This window comes from Roseateles sp. GW821-FHT09H11 (assembly GCF_059415845.1).
Map to the genome: position 1 here is coordinate 180,568 of NZ_JBWKOA010000009.1, position 15,663 is coordinate 196,230.

Here is a 15,663-nt window from a genome sequence, read left to right on the forward strand (position 1 = left end):
GTCCGCGTGGTCGTCAGAGCGGCATCGTCCGATCGCCTCGTCAGATGGCGGCGAGACCCGCCTTCAAGTCATCGCGCAGGTCCTCGATGTCCTCGATGCCGGCGGAGATCCGCACCAGCGAATCGGTGATGCCCAGACGCTCGCGCGTCTCGATCGGGATCGACGCATGCGTCATCAGCGCGGGCAGCGAGATCAGGCTCTCGACGCCGCCCAGGCTTTCCGCCAGCGAGAAGATCTGCACCCGCTCCAGGAAGCGGCGCGCGCCGGCCAGGTCGGTGTCGAGCTGGACGCTGATCATCCCGCCGCCGCCGCGCATCTGGCGCTTGGCCAGCGCGAGCTGCGGGTGGCTTTCCAGTCCCGGGTAGTAGACGCGGCGGACCTTGGGTTGCGCCTCCAGCCAGCCGGCGAGTTCCAGCGCGCTCTCGTTGTGCCGCGCCATGCGCAGCGCCAGCGTCTTCAGCCCGCGCAACGCGAGGAAGCTGTCGAACGGCCCGGCGATCGAGCCGACGGCGTTGTGCAGGAACTCGAGCTGCTCGCGCAGCGCCGCCTGGCGTTGCTCGCCGCCGACCACCACCACACCCGAGATCACGTCGCTGTGGCCGTTCAGGTACTTGGTGGCCGAGTGCATCACCGCATCGAAGCCCAGTTCCAGCGGGCGCTGCGACCAGGGGCTGGCGAAGGTGTTGTCGGCGATGGCCAGCGCGCCATGCTCGCGCGCGATCTTCGCGACGGCCGCCAGGTCGGTCAGCGTCAGCAGCGGGTTGCTGGGCGTCTCGATCCAGATCATCTTCGTCTCGGGACGCAGCGCGGCGCGGACGTTCTCCGGCTTGCTGCTGTCGACGTAGGTGACCTGCAGGCCGGCGCTGCGCTTGCGCACGCGCTCGAACAGGCGGTAGCTGCCGCCGTAGAGGTCGTCGCCGGCGACGATGTGCGAGCCGGCGTCCAGCGTGTCCAGCACCGTGGCCATCGCGGCCAGGCCGGACGAGAAGGCGTAACCCTGCACGCCGCCTTCCAGGCTGGCGATCGCGCGCTCGTAGGCCTGGCGGGTCGGGTTGTGCGTGCGACCGTACTCGTAGCCCTGATGCACGCCGGGGCTCTGCTGGCGGTAGGTCGAGGTCGCGTAGATCGGCGGCATCACCGCGCCGGTCGTCGGATCGGGATGCTGGCCGCCGTGGATCGCGCGGGTGTCGAAGCGCAGATCCGCGCCGTGGGAGTACTTGTTGTCGTTGTCGGAGTCGTGGCTCATGACAAGCCCTTTCGCAGGTGGTTCAACAGGTCGAAACGGGTGACGAGGCCGTGGAAGCCGCGATCGTCGGCGATCACGGCCACCAGGCCCTTGCGCAGCTGCGCGATCAGGTCGGACAGCGGCGCGCCGGGAGGCAGGGTCTGCACATCATGACTCATCGCGCTGTCCACGCTGTCCTTGAAGTGGCGCGCGTCCATGTGCATCTGGGCGAGCAGGTCGGACTCGTCGAGCAGGCCGACGAGCTTGCCGTCCTTGAGCACCGGCAGCTGCGAGACCTCGGCCTGGCGCATGCGCGAGAAGGCGGTGGCCAGCGTGTCCTCGGGGCTCACGCTGATGACGGCGCCGTCCTCGGGCAGGCGTGCGATCAGGTCGCGCAGGTCGCCCTTGGTCGCGCGCTTGAGCAGGCCCTGGTCGAACATCCACGGGTCGTTGTAGACCTTGGACAGGTAGCGGGTGCCGGTGTCGCAGACCAGCGTGACGACGCGCTTGGGTGTCGTCTGCGCGCGGCAGTACTTCAGCGCCGCGGCCAGCAGCGTGCCGGTCGAGGAACCGGCCAGGATGCCTTCGGCGCGGTACAGGTCGCGCGCGGTGGCGAAGCTCTCCTCGTCGGTGATCGAGTAGGCGTGGCGCACGCCGCTCAGGTCCGCGATGGGCGGGATGAAGTCCTCGCCGATGCCTTCGACGGCCCACGATCCGGCCTCGCCGAAGCTGCCGGTCTCGATGAAGTCCTTCAGGATCGAACCCGCCGGATCGGCGAGCACCATGTCGAGCCCCGGGCGCACCTTCGCAAAGAAGCGCGACAGCCCGGTGATCGTGCCGCCGGAGCCCACGCCGCAGACCATCGCGTCGATGCGATGGCCGACCTGCTGCCAGATCTCCGGACCGGTCGTGGTCTCGTGGGCGAGCGGGTTGTTGGGGTTGTTGAACTGGTCGGCGTACCAGGCGCCGGGGATGTCCTGGACCAGGCGCGCGGCGCGGTCCTGGTAGTAGTCGGGATGGCCCTTGCCCACGTCGGAACGCGTGATGTGGACTTCGGCGCCGAGCGCCTTCAGCTGCAGCACTTTCTCGGCGGACATCTTGTCCGGCACGACCAGCACGACGCGATAGCCCTTCGCGCGCGCGACCAGCGCGAGCCCGAGGCCGGTGTTGCCGGCGGTCGCCTCGACGACGGTGCCGCCGGGCGGCAGCAGGCCGTCGCGCTCGGCGGCCTCGATCATCGACAGGCCGATGCGGTCCTTGATCGAGCCGCCGGGGTTCTGCGATTCGAGCTTCAGGAACAACTGGCAGGGGCCGGTGTCGAGCCGATGCACGGGGACCAGCGGCGTGTTGCCGATCAGGTCCAGCACCGCAGGCCGCTCCGGCGGTTGCTGCACGGGGGTGGAAGAAGTCTCCTTGGCACTCATGGGCGCTCCTTGTGATCCTGGTGGGATGGTCGGGCGGCGCGTCCGGCGGGGGTGGTGCCGGGCGCGGGCAAACCGCGTAGGTTATCCGCTGGAAGCGATGGCCTCCAAGCGCGGTTGTCGCAGCAGCTTATCCGCGGATGGCATGAGCGGCCAACGCCCTCATGGCAGCACCGCCGCGCCCAGCGCCGGGAACACCTTGCCGACCTTGCCCATCAGGTACTCGCCGTAGGTGCCGGCGAAGACGTGCAGGTTGCTCGCGTCCCAGCGCGACGCGCTGTCGTCTTCGGCCGGCGGCAGGCCGGGAATGGGCTGGACGCGGCTGGTGAAGGACGGATCGAGGAACAGCGGCACCGACAGCCGGTCGTGCGCGCCGCGGTTGAGCTTCACGCGATGCGGCGTGCTGCGATAGAGCCCGGCGGTCATGCGGTCGAGCATGTCGCCGATGTTGCAGACGAAGGTGCCGGGCAGCGGCGGCGCATCGATCCAGCCGCGGCGGCCATGGACCTCGAGGCCGCCGCTGTCGTCCTGGTACAGCAGCGTGAGCAGGCCGTAGTCGGTGTGCTCGCCGACGCCCCAGGGCGCGCCGACGTCGGCCCCGGCCGGCACCGCGGGGTAGTTGAAGAGCCGCAGCAGCACCAGCGGGTCCGCGGTGGCATGCGTCAGGAAATAGGCGGGCGGCAGATCGAGGCTGAGCGCGATGCCACCCAGCACGCGCTGGCCGACGGCGGTCACGGCGGCGAGGTACTCGAGCACCGTGTCCCTCAATCCCGGCACGTCGGGCCAGAGGTTGGCGCCATGCAAGGGCGTGCCGGCCAGCACGCGCGGGTCGTCGGGCGGCAGTTCGGCGCCGAGGTACAGCCCCTCCTTCCAATCCGGCCGGCCCGAGGTCAGCTCGCCGCCGGTGCTGAAGTAGCCGCGCCAGGCCCTGCCGCCGTCGCTCATCGGCCAGCGCTGCTTCTGTTCTCCGGGCAACGCGAAGAACATGCGCGCCAGCCGGTCGAGCCGCGCAATCAGCGCGGGATCGACGCCGTGATGGCTCACGTAGAAGAAGCCGTGCGCGCGGCAGGCCTCGCCGATCTGCACGGCCGCGAGATGGCCGCCGGGCGAGGCGGGATCGCTGGACGCCGGATCGTGCAGCCCGGAGATGTCGATGACGGGCACGCGGTCGTGGAGGAGGGTCATGGGTCGAGCATGCCGCAAGCGCGAACCCGCGTCGATGAAGGGGACGGGACGGGGGACGTGCGAAAGCCGCGTTTGCATATGCCCATCCGTTCGTTCCGCGTGAAGGTCGAGCTTCCTAAGCTGATGTCCATCGTGAACCACCGCTCCACCGCTCCACCGCTCCACCGCTCCACCGCTCCACCGCTCCACCGCTCCACCGCTCCACCGCTCCACCGCTCCACTGCTCCCAAAGAAGGACACCGACGCCATGACCCTGAACGTGACCCGCCGCGCCCTGCTCGTGATCGCCACCTCGGCCGCCATGCTGGGCATCGCCCATGCGGACCAGCTGGACGACATCAAGAAGAAGGGCGAGCTCGTGGTGGGCGTGCTCGGCACGGACGAGCCCAACAGCTTCATCGATCCGAAGACGCGCGAGATCGTCGGCTACGAGGTCGATCTCGCGAAGGCGGTGGCGCAGAAGCTCGGCGTGAAGCTGCGGCTGAAGCAGCTGGCGGTGGCGGCGCGCATTCCCGAGCTGCAGCAGGGCCACGTGGACGTGCTGGCCGCGAGCCTGACGCACAACAAGGAACGCGAGGCGGTGATCGACTTCTCGCTGACCACCTTCGTCACCGGGCAGAAGGTGCTGGTCAAGAAGGACAGCGGCATCAAGGCGCTGAACCAGCTGGCCGGCAAGAAGGTCGTGACCATCAAGGGCGGCACGCAGGAACCCAACGTCCGCAAGGCCGTGCCGACGGTCGACGTCGTCACCTTCGACACCGGTCCGCAGGCCTTCCAGGCGCTGCAGCAGGGCAAGGGCGTGGCCTTCGTCAACGACGAGGTGTCGCTGCTGGACCAGTACGCCAAGCTCGGCCCGGCGGCGTCCCAGTACGAGATCCTGTCGGCCAACCTCAGCGTCGAACCGCTGGCGCTGGGCCTGCGCAAGGGCGAGACCAAGTTGAAGGCACAGGTGGACGGCGCGCTGCGTGAGCTCGAGGCCAACGGCACCGCCGAGCAGCTGTTCAACAAGTGGTACGGACCGGCGACGCGTCTGAAGTTCCAGACGCGCAGCTTCAAGATCGATAGCGACCAAGTGGAGGGCTGAGCACGACCCAGATGAACTGATCTACCTTGTCATCCGATGCGAGCACGCCCCGGCTTCGGCCGGGGCGTTGTTTATTGCGAGCCGCGTTGATTCCATGCCTCATCTCGATTTCTCGGTGCTGCTGCAAGGGCAGTTCCTCGACTGGCTGCTGGCCGGCGTGCGGCTGTCTCTGACGCTGACGCTGCTCGCGCTGGTGATCGCACTGCCGCTGGGCACGCTGATCGCGCTGGCGCGGCTGGCGCCGTTCCCGCCGCTGCGCGCGCTGGCCTGGACCTACGTCGAGGCGGTGCGCAACGTGCCGCTGCTGGCGCACATGCTGTTCTGGTACTTCGCGGTGCCGGAGCTGCTGCCCGACGGCGTGAAGGCCTGGCTCTACGCCGGCAACGTCGAGGCGGCGGCGGCGCTCGCCGCGCTGGTGGTCTACACGGCGGCCTTCATGGCGGAGGACGTGCGCTCCGGGCTGCGGTCGGTGCCGCCGGGGCAATGGGAAGCGGCGAAGTCGATGGGACTGCGCTTCGCCGGTTCGGTGCGATGGATCGTGCTGCCGCAGGCGCTGCGGGCGACGGTGCCGCCGCTGATCTCGCAGACGCTGAATCTCTGGAAGAACACCAGCATCGCGACGGTCGTCGGCGCCGCCGAGCTGATGTACCAGGCACAGCGCGTGGAGTCCGCGACCTTCCGCGGCTTCGAGATCTTCGCGATGGCGACGGCGACCTACCTCGGCGTGTCGATGCTGATCACCGGCGCCGGCGTTCTGTACCAGCGGCGCTATCCGGTCCGGCCCGCAGGCCATTGAAGCGATCGTGATGAAGAGGAGCGCATCGCGATGAGCATCGCCGAGATGATCGACACCTACTGGCTGTACGTGCTGGTGGGGCAGTACCCGAACGGGCCTCTCGGCGGGCTGGCGTTGACCGTGCTGATGGCCGCGCTCGGCCTCCTGTTGGCGCTGCCGCTGGGCGTGTTGCTCGGCATCGCGCGCGTGAGCCGCCGCGCCTGGCTGCGGTGGCCGGTGACCGCGCTGGTCTATGTGGTGCGCGGGACGCCGCTGCTGATGGTGGTGTTCTGGGCCTACTTCTTCCTGCCGGCGGTGACCGGCCACAAGACGGACCAGTTCAACACGATGCTGGCGGCGCTGGTGATCTTCGACGCCGCCTACCTGGCCGAGATCGTGCGTGCGGGACTGCAGTCGCTGCCGCCCGGCCAGCGCCTGGCCGCGGAGGCGCTGGGCCTGTCGCGGGGTCAGTCCTTGCGTCTGGTGCTGCTGCCGCAGGCGCTGCGGCACATGCTGCCCTCGCTGGTCAACCAGTTCGCGTCGACGATCAAGGAGACCTCGCTGGGCACGATCATCGGGCTGTCGGAACTGTCCTTCATCGCCGGCCAGGTCAACGCGCAGGTGCTGGTGCAGCCGGTCGCGGTCTACGGCACGCTGGCCGGGTGCTACTTCGTGATGTGCTTCGGGCTGTCGCGACTCGCGCACGCGGTCGAGCGGAGAGGCAGTCGCCAGCGCGCCACTCTCGTCGTCACGCCATCCGCCGCCGACCGCTTCTACGCCTTTATGCGATGCGGACTACGGAACTCAGTGAGCGCGATGGCAAGGAACACAAGAACCAGCCAGTGACGTCGGAGGGCAATGAGATCAACCTGATGCCTTCGCGAGCCGATGTGCGGGTCGAGTCACTGAAGCGGTTTCGGTGACAACGCCGCGGAGCGATTCTGGGAAAGGACAACCGTGATCGACCAAGCTCTCTACCAACGCGCCCTTGCCGTCGCTGACCAGCCCGTCGAGGAGCGCGACCTCATCAACGCGGCGCTCCGTGCATTCATCGCCCGCCAGGCTCAGTTCAGGCTTGCCGAAATGGGAGGAGTCGCCCCCAACCTCCCGGATGTCCCTCGACGTCGGCCGTCCCTCGACGTTCCGGAGGGCTGGGAATGAGGAAGGTCGTTGTTGACACTTCGGTCTGGATCGACCATTTCCGGCGTCGCAATCCTGCGTTATTGGCGCTGCTGGAAATGGACGTCGTCCTCGCCCATCCGATGATCATCGGCGAGCTACGCTGCGGGTCGTTGCCGCAGCCCCGAGCCAATGCCCTCTCGACCATGGACGAACTGGATCACAGCGCACCGGTCAGCTTGGACGAAGTCATCCGCCTGATCGAAGATGAGGACATCCACGGCAAAGGGTGTGGGCTCGTCGACATGTCGCTGCTGATGTCGACCTTGAAGACGCCAGGTGCCCGCTTGTGGGCCTCCGACAAGCGTCTTGCGGCGCTGGCGAAACGGCTGGGCATTGCCCACGACGACCTGCCGCCGAGAACCGATCGATCGAATCAGACCCAACTCACCGTTGCATGCCCCACCGCGTGACTGTCGCCTTCTCGATGGTGCTGAAGACCAGCCGCTCGACCAGCCATCCGATCAGGATGACCAGGGCCAGCCCTGCGAAGACCCGATCGGTCTGCAGTTCATTGCGGTTCTGGAAGATGTACCAGCCCAGGCCGCCCTGGCCCGAGGAGGCGCCGAAGAACAGCTCGGCGGCGATCAGCGTCCGCCACGCGAAGGCCCAGCCCACGCGCAGGCCCGAGAGGATCGACGGCAGCGCCGCCGGCAGCAGGATCTGCGCGACGTAGCGCGGTCCCGTGAGCCCGTAGTTGCGGCCCGCCATGCGCAGCGTTTCCGGCACGGACGAGAAGCCCGCCGATGCGGCCAACGCCAACGGCCACAGCACCGCGTGCACGAGCACGAAGATCAGGCTGCCCGATCCCAGGCCGAACCACAGCAGCGCCAGCGGCAGCAAGGCGATCGCCGGCAGCGGGTTGAACATCGCCGTCAGGCTCGAGAGCAAGTCCCGACCCCAGCGCGACGAGGTCGCCAGCGCCGTCAGTCCGAGCGCCAGCACCACACCCAGCGCGTATCCCTGCAGCAGCAGCTTCAGCGAGATCCCCGCCCGCACCAGCAGTTCGCCGCCGTACAGGCCGTCCCACAGTGCCCGCGCCGCAGCGAAGAACGAGGGGAAGAGCAGGTCGTTGTCGGCCGCGCGTGCGGCAACTTCCCAGAGCCCGCCGAGCAATGCCAGCAACGCCGCCTGACGCCAGGCGCTGGAATCCAGCGCGCGGCGCCACAGCGGAATCGACGCCACCTGTACGGGCACGTAATCGGCGAGCGCTTCTTCGCGCTCGGCGCGCAGCGGCGGATCGAGCGGCCGCTGCGTCGGCAGCACGGTGACGGTCATCAAGGAATCCTCAGTTCAGCGCCACGGCCGCAGCGGCGGCTGCCGTGGCGGCGCCGGTGGCAGTGGCGGCAACGGGAGTCGCCGACTCCGCGATCGGCTCATCGCCAAAGAGCAGGTGCTCGATGCGCTGCGCCTGCGCAACGCGTTGCGCCGGTGTCAGGCCTTGCGCATTCAGCTCCGCGCGCACCCGGCCCGGGTGCGGCGACAGCACCAGCACGCGGTGCCCCACGATCAGCGCTTCCTCGATCGAGTGCGTCACGAAGAGCAGCGTGAAACGCTCCTGCTCCCACAGCGCGAGCAGCTCGTCCTGCATCCGGCGACGCGTCAACGCGTCGAGCGCCGCGAACGGCTCGTCCATCAGCAGCACGCGCGGCTTCATCGCCAATGCGCGCGCGATTGCGACACGTTGCTTCATGCCACCCGACAGCTGATGCGGATAGGCCGACGCGAAGTCGGCCAGCCCCACGCGGGACAGCCAGTCGCGCGCACGCTCCAGCGCCTGCTTGCGCGATGCAGTGCCCGACGCGATCAGCGGGAACGAGACGTTCTCCAGCACCGTCTTCCACGGCGGCAGCTGGTCGAATTCCTGGAACACCGCAATGCGGTCCGGCCCTGGGCCGTTCACGGGTTCGCCGTCGACGAGGATGCGCCCCTCCGCCGGCGTGACGAACCCGCCGACCGCCTTCAGCAACGAGGACTTCCCGCAGCCCGACGCGCCGAGCAGGACGAAGCGCTCCGAAGGCAGCACGTCGAAACCGACGCGATGCGTCGCGCGGACCACGCCGCGATCGCTGCGGTAGTCGAGGCTGACGCCGTCGACCCGCAGGCGTGCCTGGCGGTCCTGCGGGAGGGCGCCCGCCAGGTCGCCACACGCCTCGCAGGCGGGCGCCGCGTCGAGCTGCTCCAGCACTGCGCTCATGCTCAGCTTCCGGCCGCGTTGTGCGGGTCGTCGAAGAAGTAGTCCTTCGCCGACGCCGGCTTGTTCTTGATCGCGCCGATGCGATGCATGAACGACGCCAGCGCGAAGGTGTTCTGCGGCGTGATCTTGAACTGCACCTCCGGGTTCTTGATCACCTTCAGCAGCAGTTCCTTGGGCACCTTGGAGTTCTCGTTCCTGATGTAGATGTCGGCCGAGCGCTCCGGGTTCTTCGAGATGAAGTCCGCCGCCTCGGCCAGCGCGCCGATGAAGGCCTTGTAGGTCTTCGGGTTGTCGCGCCGGAACTTCTCCGTCGTGTACAGCACCGTCGCCGACGCCGGCCCGCCCAGCACCTCATAGCTGTTCAGCACGATGTGGACGTTCGGGTTGCCCGCCAGGCCCTGTTCCTGGAACGGCGGATTGCCGAAGTGCGCGTTGATCTCGGTGCCGCCCTTGATCAGCGCCGCCGTCGCCTCCGGGTGCGGCAGCGCGACCTGCAACCGGTCCAGCTTGTTGAACTGCGCGTCGCCCCAGCGCTTGGCCGAGGCCAGTTGCAGGATCCGGGACTGCACCGACACGCCCACCGCCGGCAGCGCGATGCGGTCCTTGTCGCCGAAGTCGTCGATGGTCTTGACGGCGGGGTTGCTGCTGGTCAGGTAGTACGGGAAGTTGCCCAGCGAGGCGATGCCGCGCACGTTCTGCTTGCCCTGCGTCTTGTCCCACAACGTCAGCAGCGGGCCGACGCCCGCGCCGGCGATGTCGATGCTGCCGGACAGCAGCGCCTCGTTGATCGCCGGGCCGCCGGAGAGCTGCACGCGCTCGACCTGGATGTCGACGCCCGCGGCCTTGCCGTGCTTCTCGATCAGCTGCTGGTCCTGCGCGACGTTCAGCAGCAGGTACACGATGCCGAACTGCTCGGCAATGCGGATCTTGCCTTCCGCATGCGCGGAGGTCGCCGACAACGCCACGGTCGCGGCGAGCGCGCCCGAGAGCAGCAGGGAGGAAAGTTTCTGGAGCTTCATGCCGGAACGTCGCCTTCGATGGTGGTGCGGTAGAGGTGGCGCCGGAGGTGATCGGGGCAGCCCGTGGCGAGATGCAGCAGCGAGCGGTTGTCCCAGAACACCAGGTCGTGGGGCAGCCACTGGTGGCGGTACACGATGCTCTTGCGGCTGCTGTGCTCGAAGAGCTGCGCAAGCAGGTCGCGGCTCTCGTCCTCGGGCACGTCGAGGATGCGCGTCGTGAAGTGCTCGCTGACGAAGAGCGCGCGACGTCCGGTCTCCGGGTGCGTGCGCACGATCGGCTGCGGGACCGGCTTCACCTCGGCGATCTGCTCGGGCGTCAGCTTCGGGCGCCACGGGTTGCGGGCGCGGAGCTCCTCGTATTTCGCGAGGTAGCTGTGCTCGGCGCGCTTGCCGGCGATCGCGGTCTTCAGCGCCAGCGGCAAGCCGTCGTAGGCGTGATGCTGATTGGCGAAGAGCGTGTCCCCGCCTTCCGACGGCAGCTCCTGCGCGTGCAGCAGCGAGCCCAGGCTGGGGCGCTCCTTGTACGAGAGGTCCGAGTGCCAGTACTGCCCGGCGTCGCCCAGGCCGACCGGCCGGCCCTGCGCGTCGCGCACGTTGGAGACCTGCAGGATCTCCGGGTGACCCGCCAGCTGGAAGTTGCGCAGCACGTGGATCTGGAGCGGTCCCCAGCGGCGGCTGAACGCGATGTGCTGCGCCGGCGTGATGCGCTGATCGCGGAACACCAGCACGTGGTGATCCAGATGCGCGCGATGCAGCCGGGCGAAGTCGGCGTCGTTCAGCGCTCGCGTCAGGTCCAGCCCCACCACCTCGGCGCCGAGCGCCTCATCGAAGGCGTTGATCTCGAAGTGCTGCGACGGCGCATCGGCGAAGGCCGTCGACGCGGGCGTCACCGGGACGGTCGCGTGGGCCGGAGCCGCGGTGGAAAGGGGCGGGGCGAGGGCTGTCATGGTCGCCGACTCTAGGCATCGGACTTCCTGGCCGGAACGAAGCTGACGGCATGTCCAAGCGCAGAAATCGAATAAGCGACGTCCCGAATGCCACGCGTTCCGAGGATCGCCCCGTTGGGCGAGGACGACGCCATCCCGGGATGCCAGGCGTCACGCCTCGGAATGCCCCGTTTGCAAACCATTTACAACTGCATGCGTATAGTGACGGACTTCCCCGAAGCCAGTAGGGATAACAACCAGAGGAGCACGAGCCCCATGAAACAAGTCATCTGCGTCAAATGGGGAACCGCCTACGGCCCTGAGTACGTCAACCGTCTGTACGGCATGCTGCGTCGGCACATCACCGGCGACTTCCGTCTGGTCTGCCTGACCGACAACGCCGAAGGCCTTCGTCCCGAGGTCGACGCCTACGACCTGCCCGAGCTGGGCTGCGAATGGCCCAAGAAGTCGCTGGGCAAGTGGCGCAAGCTCGTGATGTGGAGCGCCGACATGGGCGAGAAGACCGGCCTGTCGGGTCCGGTGCTGTTCGTCGACCTGGATTCGGTGATCGTCGACAACATCGACGGCTACTTCAGCCACGGCCATCCGGACGACGTCATCCTGGCTCGCAACTGGGCCAAGCCGATGCAGCGCCTGGGTCAGACCTCGGTGTTCCGCTTCCCGGTCGGCAAGTACCCGCACATCATCGAGAACTTCCGCGCCAACCCGCAGGCGGTCGCGGACAAGCATGGCTTCGAGCAGCATTGGGTCACCGCGTCCGTGCCCGGCGGCATCAAGTTCTGGCCGCACCTGTGGACGCGGCACTTCCGCCTGCATTGCCTGCCGCCGTTCCCGCTGCGCTACTTCAAGCCGGCGCGCCTGCCCTCGGGCGCGCGCATCGTGACCTTCCCCGGCGGCCCGAACCCGGCGGACGTGCTGCTGGGCCGCTGGAACACCCAGGACCCGCCGCACGAGAAGCCGTGGGACCACTTCCGCGCGGCCTTCGCCGGCGGCGTGAAGCACCGCTGGCGCCATCTGCGCAGCTTCGTGCTGCCACCCCCGTGGGTGGCGCAGCATTGGGTGGAATGACCGGTTGACTGCCGAGGCCGCTGGCCCTAACCCCGCCCTCTCCCGCAAGCAGGAGAGGGAGTCCGACCGCCTTCCTTCTTACCCCCTCTCCCGCTTGCGGGAGAGGGCAGGGGTGAGGGCCAGCGGCGGTCGAAGTGCTGCTAGTGCGGGGTGCCAGGTGTTGCCCCTGGCTTCGCCAGGTCCTGGATCACCTCCAGCGCCGTCTTCACCTTGAACGGCTTGAGCATGATCCGCCGCACGTCGAGCTCCTTGTAGAGCTGGGCGGTGGGCAGGTCGCAGGCCTCCGCGGTCAGCGCGACCGGCGTGTCGGCGGCGCACCGCAACGCCCCGGCCCGCACGCTCTGCAGCAGCGCCAGGGCGTCCAGCCCCTGGCCGATGTCCAGCAGCAGGCCGTCCATCGATTGGCTCTCCAGCAGGCGATGGGCCGCCTCGAGGCTGCTCGACTCGTGGACCTCCGCGATCTGCAGCTGCCGCGCCACCATGGCGACGGTGCGGCGGAACAGCGAGTGGGGATCGACCAGCAGGAGCTGACGCTGGGGACCCGGCATCAGCGGTCCTCCTCGACGGCCTGCCCGAGCAGCTCGGAGACCACCAGGTCGCGCAGGCTCATCAGGATGGCCAGATCGGTGTCGTCCAGCGTGCGTCGCCGCCGGTCGATCAGGCACAGCGTGCCGATGCGCACCCCGGGACGGACCTCCAGCGGCGCGCCCGCGTAGAAGCGGATGTTCGGCGGGCCCAGCACCATCGGGTTGTCCGCGAAGCGCGGATCCTGCGCCGCGTCCTCCACCACCATCACCTCGGGGACGTGGATCGCGTGGCCGCAGAAACTGCTCTTGCGGTCGGTCTCGCAGACCGCCAGGCCGAAGCGGGCCTTGAACCATTGGCGATCGTCGTCGACCAGGCTGATCAGGGCGATCGGGACGCCGAACTCCTCGGCGGCGAACTCGACGATGCGGTCGAAGCGCTCCTCGGACGGTGTGTCCAGGATCAGCAGCTCGTGCAGCGCCTGCAGCCGTTCGGTTTCGTTCTCGGGAATCGGGGCATTCAGCATGGAGGCGGTTCCTCGCTCTTCCGATGTTGTCTTCTCCCTGCGCGGACGGACTGCGACCACGCCGTCGAAGCACCAGACTATCCGAGTTGCCCACGGGGCGCCACCCGAGTCCCCCGTCAGCGCAACGCCAGACAAGACGAGCACCTCCGCCGCTGCGCCGCCCCATATGAGGGCGGCGCAGCAGCTTGCGCCCAATGCGCATTGGCGGCGAGCGCCGAGCGCGCCCAGACTCCGTTCCACGGGGCGCGCCCATGTCGCCCCCGCCGGCGGCGGCAGTACGGCCGCCGGGAAGGCATGGTGAGAGCCCAGGTCGCGACCGGGGGCCGCCCTCGGGGTCTTGGGGGAGGCGCTTCCGGCGGTGTCCGATCGCGGTCCTGGCGCTTTTCTTCTGCCTCCGCCTTCTGCATTTCTTGCATATGCGTTATGCGAGATAAGCAAATGCCCAAACAATCGTTCCTGGAATAAGGACTGTTTGGCAAGCTTCGCAGCCCGACCCTCAACGTCGCCGGCCCACGCCCGCTTGCCCAGTCCGCCATGACCCAGAACAACGCCCGCCAGAACACCCGTTCCCTGTTCTCCGCCTCCCGCCGCCAGGCGCTGATGCTGGCCGCGGCGGTGCCGTTGCTGGGCGCGCCGATGCTGGCGGCCGCGGCCGATCAGCCGACGACGCTGCTGAACGTCTCCTACGACGTGGCGCGTGAGCTCTACAAGCAGGTCAATCCGGCGTTCGTCGCGTCGTACAAGGCCAAGACCGGCCAGACGATCACGGTGAACCAGTCGCACGGCGGCTCGTCCAAGCAGATCGGCTCGGTGATCGGCGGCCTGGAGGCCGACGTCGTCACGATGAACCAGGCGACCGACGTCGACACGCTAGCCGAGAAGGGCCTCACCGGCGCCGACTGGCGCAGCAAGTTCCCGAACGCCGCCGCGCCGTACAGCTCCACGATGCTGTTCCTGGTCCGCAAGGGCAACCCGAAAGGCATCAAGGACTGGGCGGACCTGGCGCGTCCCGGCGTGTCCGTGATCATCCCCAACCCCAAGGTCACCGGCAACGGCCGTTACGGCTACCTGGCCGCGTGGGGCAGCGTGATCGCCAAGGGCGGCACGGACGCCCAGGCCAAGGACTTCGTTTCCAAGGTGCTGGCCAACGTGCCGGTGCTGGACGGCGGCGGCCGCGGCGCGACGACCACGTTCACGCAACGCGGCATCGGCGACGTGCTGCTGACCTTCGAGTCGGAAGCCGAGCTCATCGAGAACGAATTCGGCAAGGGCAACTTCGAGGTCGTCGCGCCCAGCATCTCGATCGAAGCCGACGCGCCGGTCGCGGTGGTCGACAAGGTCGCCGCCAAGCGCGGTTCCGCCGCGCTGGCCAAGGCCTACCTGGACTTCCTGTGGACGCCGGAAGGCCAGGAAATCATCGCGCAGAACAACTTCCGTCCGCGCGACGCGGCGATCTTCAAGAAGCATGAGAAGCGCTACGCGCCGATCAAGCTCTTCACCGTCGACCAGACGCTGGGCGGCTGGGCCAAGGTCGGCAAGACGCACTTCGCCGACGGCGGCACCTACGACCAGATCATGGCCTCGCGCCGCTGATCGTCCGACCCCGATCTCCGCTTCCTTGACCCGACGATGAACACCGCCGTGCTCCCCGCGACGCAGGCCGCCCCCGCGCCCGCCCGCAAGCGTCGCCGCGTGCTGCCCGGCTTCGCGCCGACGCTGGGCTTCACGCTCTTCTATCTCTCGCTGCTGGTGCTGATCCCGCTGTGCGCGGTGTTCCTGAAGTCCGCCGGCCACGGCGCCGAGGCCTTCTGGGCCGCGGCCACGTCGCCGCGCGTGCTGGCCTCGTACCGGCTGAGCTTCGGCGCGGCGCTGCTGGGCGCGTTCATCAACGTGATCTTCGGCTTCATCCTGGCCTGGTCGCTGGTGCGCTACGACTTCTGGGGCAAGAAGCTGGTGGACGCGCTGATCGACCTGCCCTTCGCGCTGCCCACCGCCGTCGCCGGCATCGCGCTGACGGCGCTGTACGCGCCCAACGGCTGGATGGGCAAGTGGCTGGAGCCGCTGGGCATCAAGGTCGCCTTCACGCCGCTGGGCGTGCTGATCGCGCTGATCTTCATCGGTCTGCCCTTCGTCGTGCGGACGGTGCAGCCGGTGCTCGAGGACCTGGACACGGAGCTCGAGGAAGCCGCCGCCTCGCTGGGCGCGCATCGCTGGCAGGCCTTCCGCCTGGTGGTGCTGCCGATGCTGACGCCGGCGCTGCTGACCGGCTTCGCGCTGGCCTTCGCGCGCGCGGTGGGCGAGTACGGCTCGGTGATCTTCATCGCCGGCAACATGCCGATGGTCAGCGAGATCACCCCGCTGATGATCATCACGAAGCTCGAGCAGTACGACTACGTCGGCGCCACCGCGATCGCGGTCGTGATGCTGGTGTTCTCGTTCCTGCTGCTGCTGGGCATCAACGGACTGCAGGCCTGGAGCCTGCGCCGCAACGGTGTGGACGGGAAGCGCTGAC

General features: G+C 68.4%; 16 protein-coding genes. 7 read left to right on the forward strand and 9 right to left on the reverse strand.

Going from position 1 to position 15,663, the window contains the following annotated elements:
• Window positions 1–40: 40 nt before the first annotated feature.
• The 3 genes from AC07PR_RS26760 to AC07PR_RS26770 all read right to left on the reverse strand — a co-directional run bounded on the left by AC07PR_RS26760 (window position 41) and on the right by AC07PR_RS26770 (window position 3,831).
• Window positions 41–1,246, reverse strand: a complete 1,206-nt coding sequence (locus tag AC07PR_RS26760) for a trans-sulfuration enzyme family protein (RefSeq protein WP_495137092.1) — start codon at window positions 1,244–1,246, stop codon at window positions 41–43.
• Window positions 1,243–2,649: a pyridoxal-phosphate dependent enzyme gene (locus AC07PR_RS26765; protein ID WP_483108291.1), complete on the reverse strand. Its 1,407-nt coding sequence runs from the start codon at window positions 2,647–2,649 to the stop codon at window positions 1,243–1,245. The genes AC07PR_RS26760 and AC07PR_RS26765 overlap by 4 nt, the downstream gene beginning before the upstream one ends.
• Before the next feature lie 159 nt (window positions 2,650–2,808).
• Window positions 2,809–3,831, reverse strand: coding sequence for an isopenicillin N synthase family dioxygenase (locus AC07PR_RS26770; RefSeq protein ID WP_495137093.1), 1,023 nt, complete (start codon window positions 3,829–3,831; stop codon window positions 2,809–2,811).
• Between the two features lie 247 nt (window positions 3,832–4,078).
• On the opposite strand from AC07PR_RS26770, the gene AC07PR_RS26775 reads away from it, so the two are divergent.
• The 4 genes from AC07PR_RS26775 (at window position 4,079) to AC07PR_RS26790 (ending at window position 7,282) form a co-directional block, all read left to right on the forward strand.
• The gene (locus AC07PR_RS26775; protein WP_495137094.1) at window positions 4,079–4,915 is read left to right on the forward strand and encodes an ABC transporter substrate-binding protein; all 837 of its coding nucleotides are present in this window, start codon (window positions 4,079–4,081) and stop codon (window positions 4,913–4,915) included.
• Window positions 4,916–5,009: 94 nt separating this feature from the next.
• A complete protein-coding gene (locus tag AC07PR_RS26780) occupies window positions 5,010–5,711 on the forward strand; it encodes an amino acid ABC transporter permease (RefSeq protein ID WP_495137095.1) in 702 nt (233 codons plus the stop codon).
• 30 nt (window positions 5,712–5,741) lie between these two features.
• On the forward strand, window positions 5,742–6,536 hold the full coding sequence (locus AC07PR_RS26785) for an amino acid ABC transporter permease (protein ID WP_495137096.1): 795 nt from the start codon (window positions 5,742–5,744) through the stop codon (window positions 6,534–6,536).
• Between the two features lie 311 nt (window positions 6,537–6,847).
• Window positions 6,848–7,282, forward strand: a complete 435-nt coding sequence (locus AC07PR_RS26790; protein WP_495137097.1) for a type II toxin-antitoxin system VapC family toxin — start codon at window positions 6,848–6,850, stop codon at window positions 7,280–7,282.
• Here the strand turns inward: AC07PR_RS26790 and AC07PR_RS26795 are convergent.
• Genes AC07PR_RS26795 through AC07PR_RS26810 form a run of 4 tightly spaced genes read right to left on the reverse strand, consistent with a single transcriptional unit; the run spans window position 7,257 to window position 11,032 of the window.
• On the reverse strand, window positions 7,257–8,147 hold the full coding sequence (locus AC07PR_RS26795) for an ABC transporter permease (RefSeq protein WP_483108297.1): 891 nt from the start codon (window positions 8,145–8,147) through the stop codon (window positions 7,257–7,259). The genes AC07PR_RS26790 and AC07PR_RS26795 overlap by 26 nt on opposite strands.
• A gap of 10 nt (window positions 8,148–8,157) precedes the next feature.
• Window positions 8,158–9,066: an ABC transporter ATP-binding protein gene (locus AC07PR_RS26800; RefSeq protein WP_495137098.1), complete on the reverse strand. Its 909-nt coding sequence runs from the start codon at window positions 9,064–9,066 to the stop codon at window positions 8,158–8,160.
• A gap of 2 nt (window positions 9,067–9,068) precedes the next feature.
• A complete protein-coding gene (locus AC07PR_RS26805; protein ID WP_483108299.1) occupies window positions 9,069–10,085 on the reverse strand; it encodes an ABC transporter substrate-binding protein in 1,017 nt (338 codons plus the stop codon).
• A complete protein-coding gene (locus AC07PR_RS26810; RefSeq protein WP_495137099.1) occupies window positions 10,082–11,032 on the reverse strand; it encodes a TauD/TfdA dioxygenase family protein in 951 nt (316 codons plus the stop codon). Before AC07PR_RS26810 ends, AC07PR_RS26805 begins: the two co-directional genes overlap by 4 nt.
• A 255-nt stretch (window positions 11,033–11,287) precedes the next feature.
• On the opposite strand from AC07PR_RS26810, the gene AC07PR_RS26815 reads away from it, so the two are divergent.
• A complete protein-coding gene (locus tag AC07PR_RS26815) occupies window positions 11,288–12,100 on the forward strand; it encodes a glycosyl transferase (RefSeq protein ID WP_377158894.1) in 813 nt (270 codons plus the stop codon).
• 140 nt (window positions 12,101–12,240) lie between these two features.
• Here AC07PR_RS26815 and AC07PR_RS26820 read toward each other — a convergent pair whose 3' ends face one another.
• Entirely contained in the window at window positions 12,241–12,648 is a 408-nt protein-coding gene (locus AC07PR_RS26820; RefSeq protein ID WP_495137100.1) for a hypothetical protein, read from the reverse strand.
• Window positions 12,648–13,151 (reverse strand): GAF domain-containing protein, encoded by a 504-nt coding sequence (locus tag AC07PR_RS26825; RefSeq protein ID WP_495137101.1) that lies wholly within the window; start codon window positions 13,149–13,151, stop codon window positions 12,648–12,650. Before AC07PR_RS26825 ends, AC07PR_RS26820 begins: the two co-directional genes overlap by 1 nt.
• Before the next feature lie 600 nt (window positions 13,152–13,751).
• On the opposite strand from AC07PR_RS26825, the gene AC07PR_RS26830 reads away from it, so the two are divergent.
• Together AC07PR_RS26830 and cysT are read left to right on the forward strand one after the other, a co-directional pair.
• Window positions 13,752–14,744: a sulfate ABC transporter substrate-binding protein gene (locus AC07PR_RS26830; RefSeq protein WP_495137165.1), complete on the forward strand. Its 993-nt coding sequence runs from the start codon at window positions 13,752–13,754 to the stop codon at window positions 14,742–14,744.
• Between the two features lie 36 nt (window positions 14,745–14,780).
• The gene (gene cysT / locus AC07PR_RS26835; RefSeq protein ID WP_377158887.1) at window positions 14,781–15,662 is read left to right on the forward strand and encodes a sulfate ABC transporter permease subunit CysT; all 882 of its coding nucleotides are present in this window, start codon (window positions 14,781–14,783) and stop codon (window positions 15,660–15,662) included.
• The last annotated feature ends 1 nt before the right edge of the window (window position 15,663 follow it).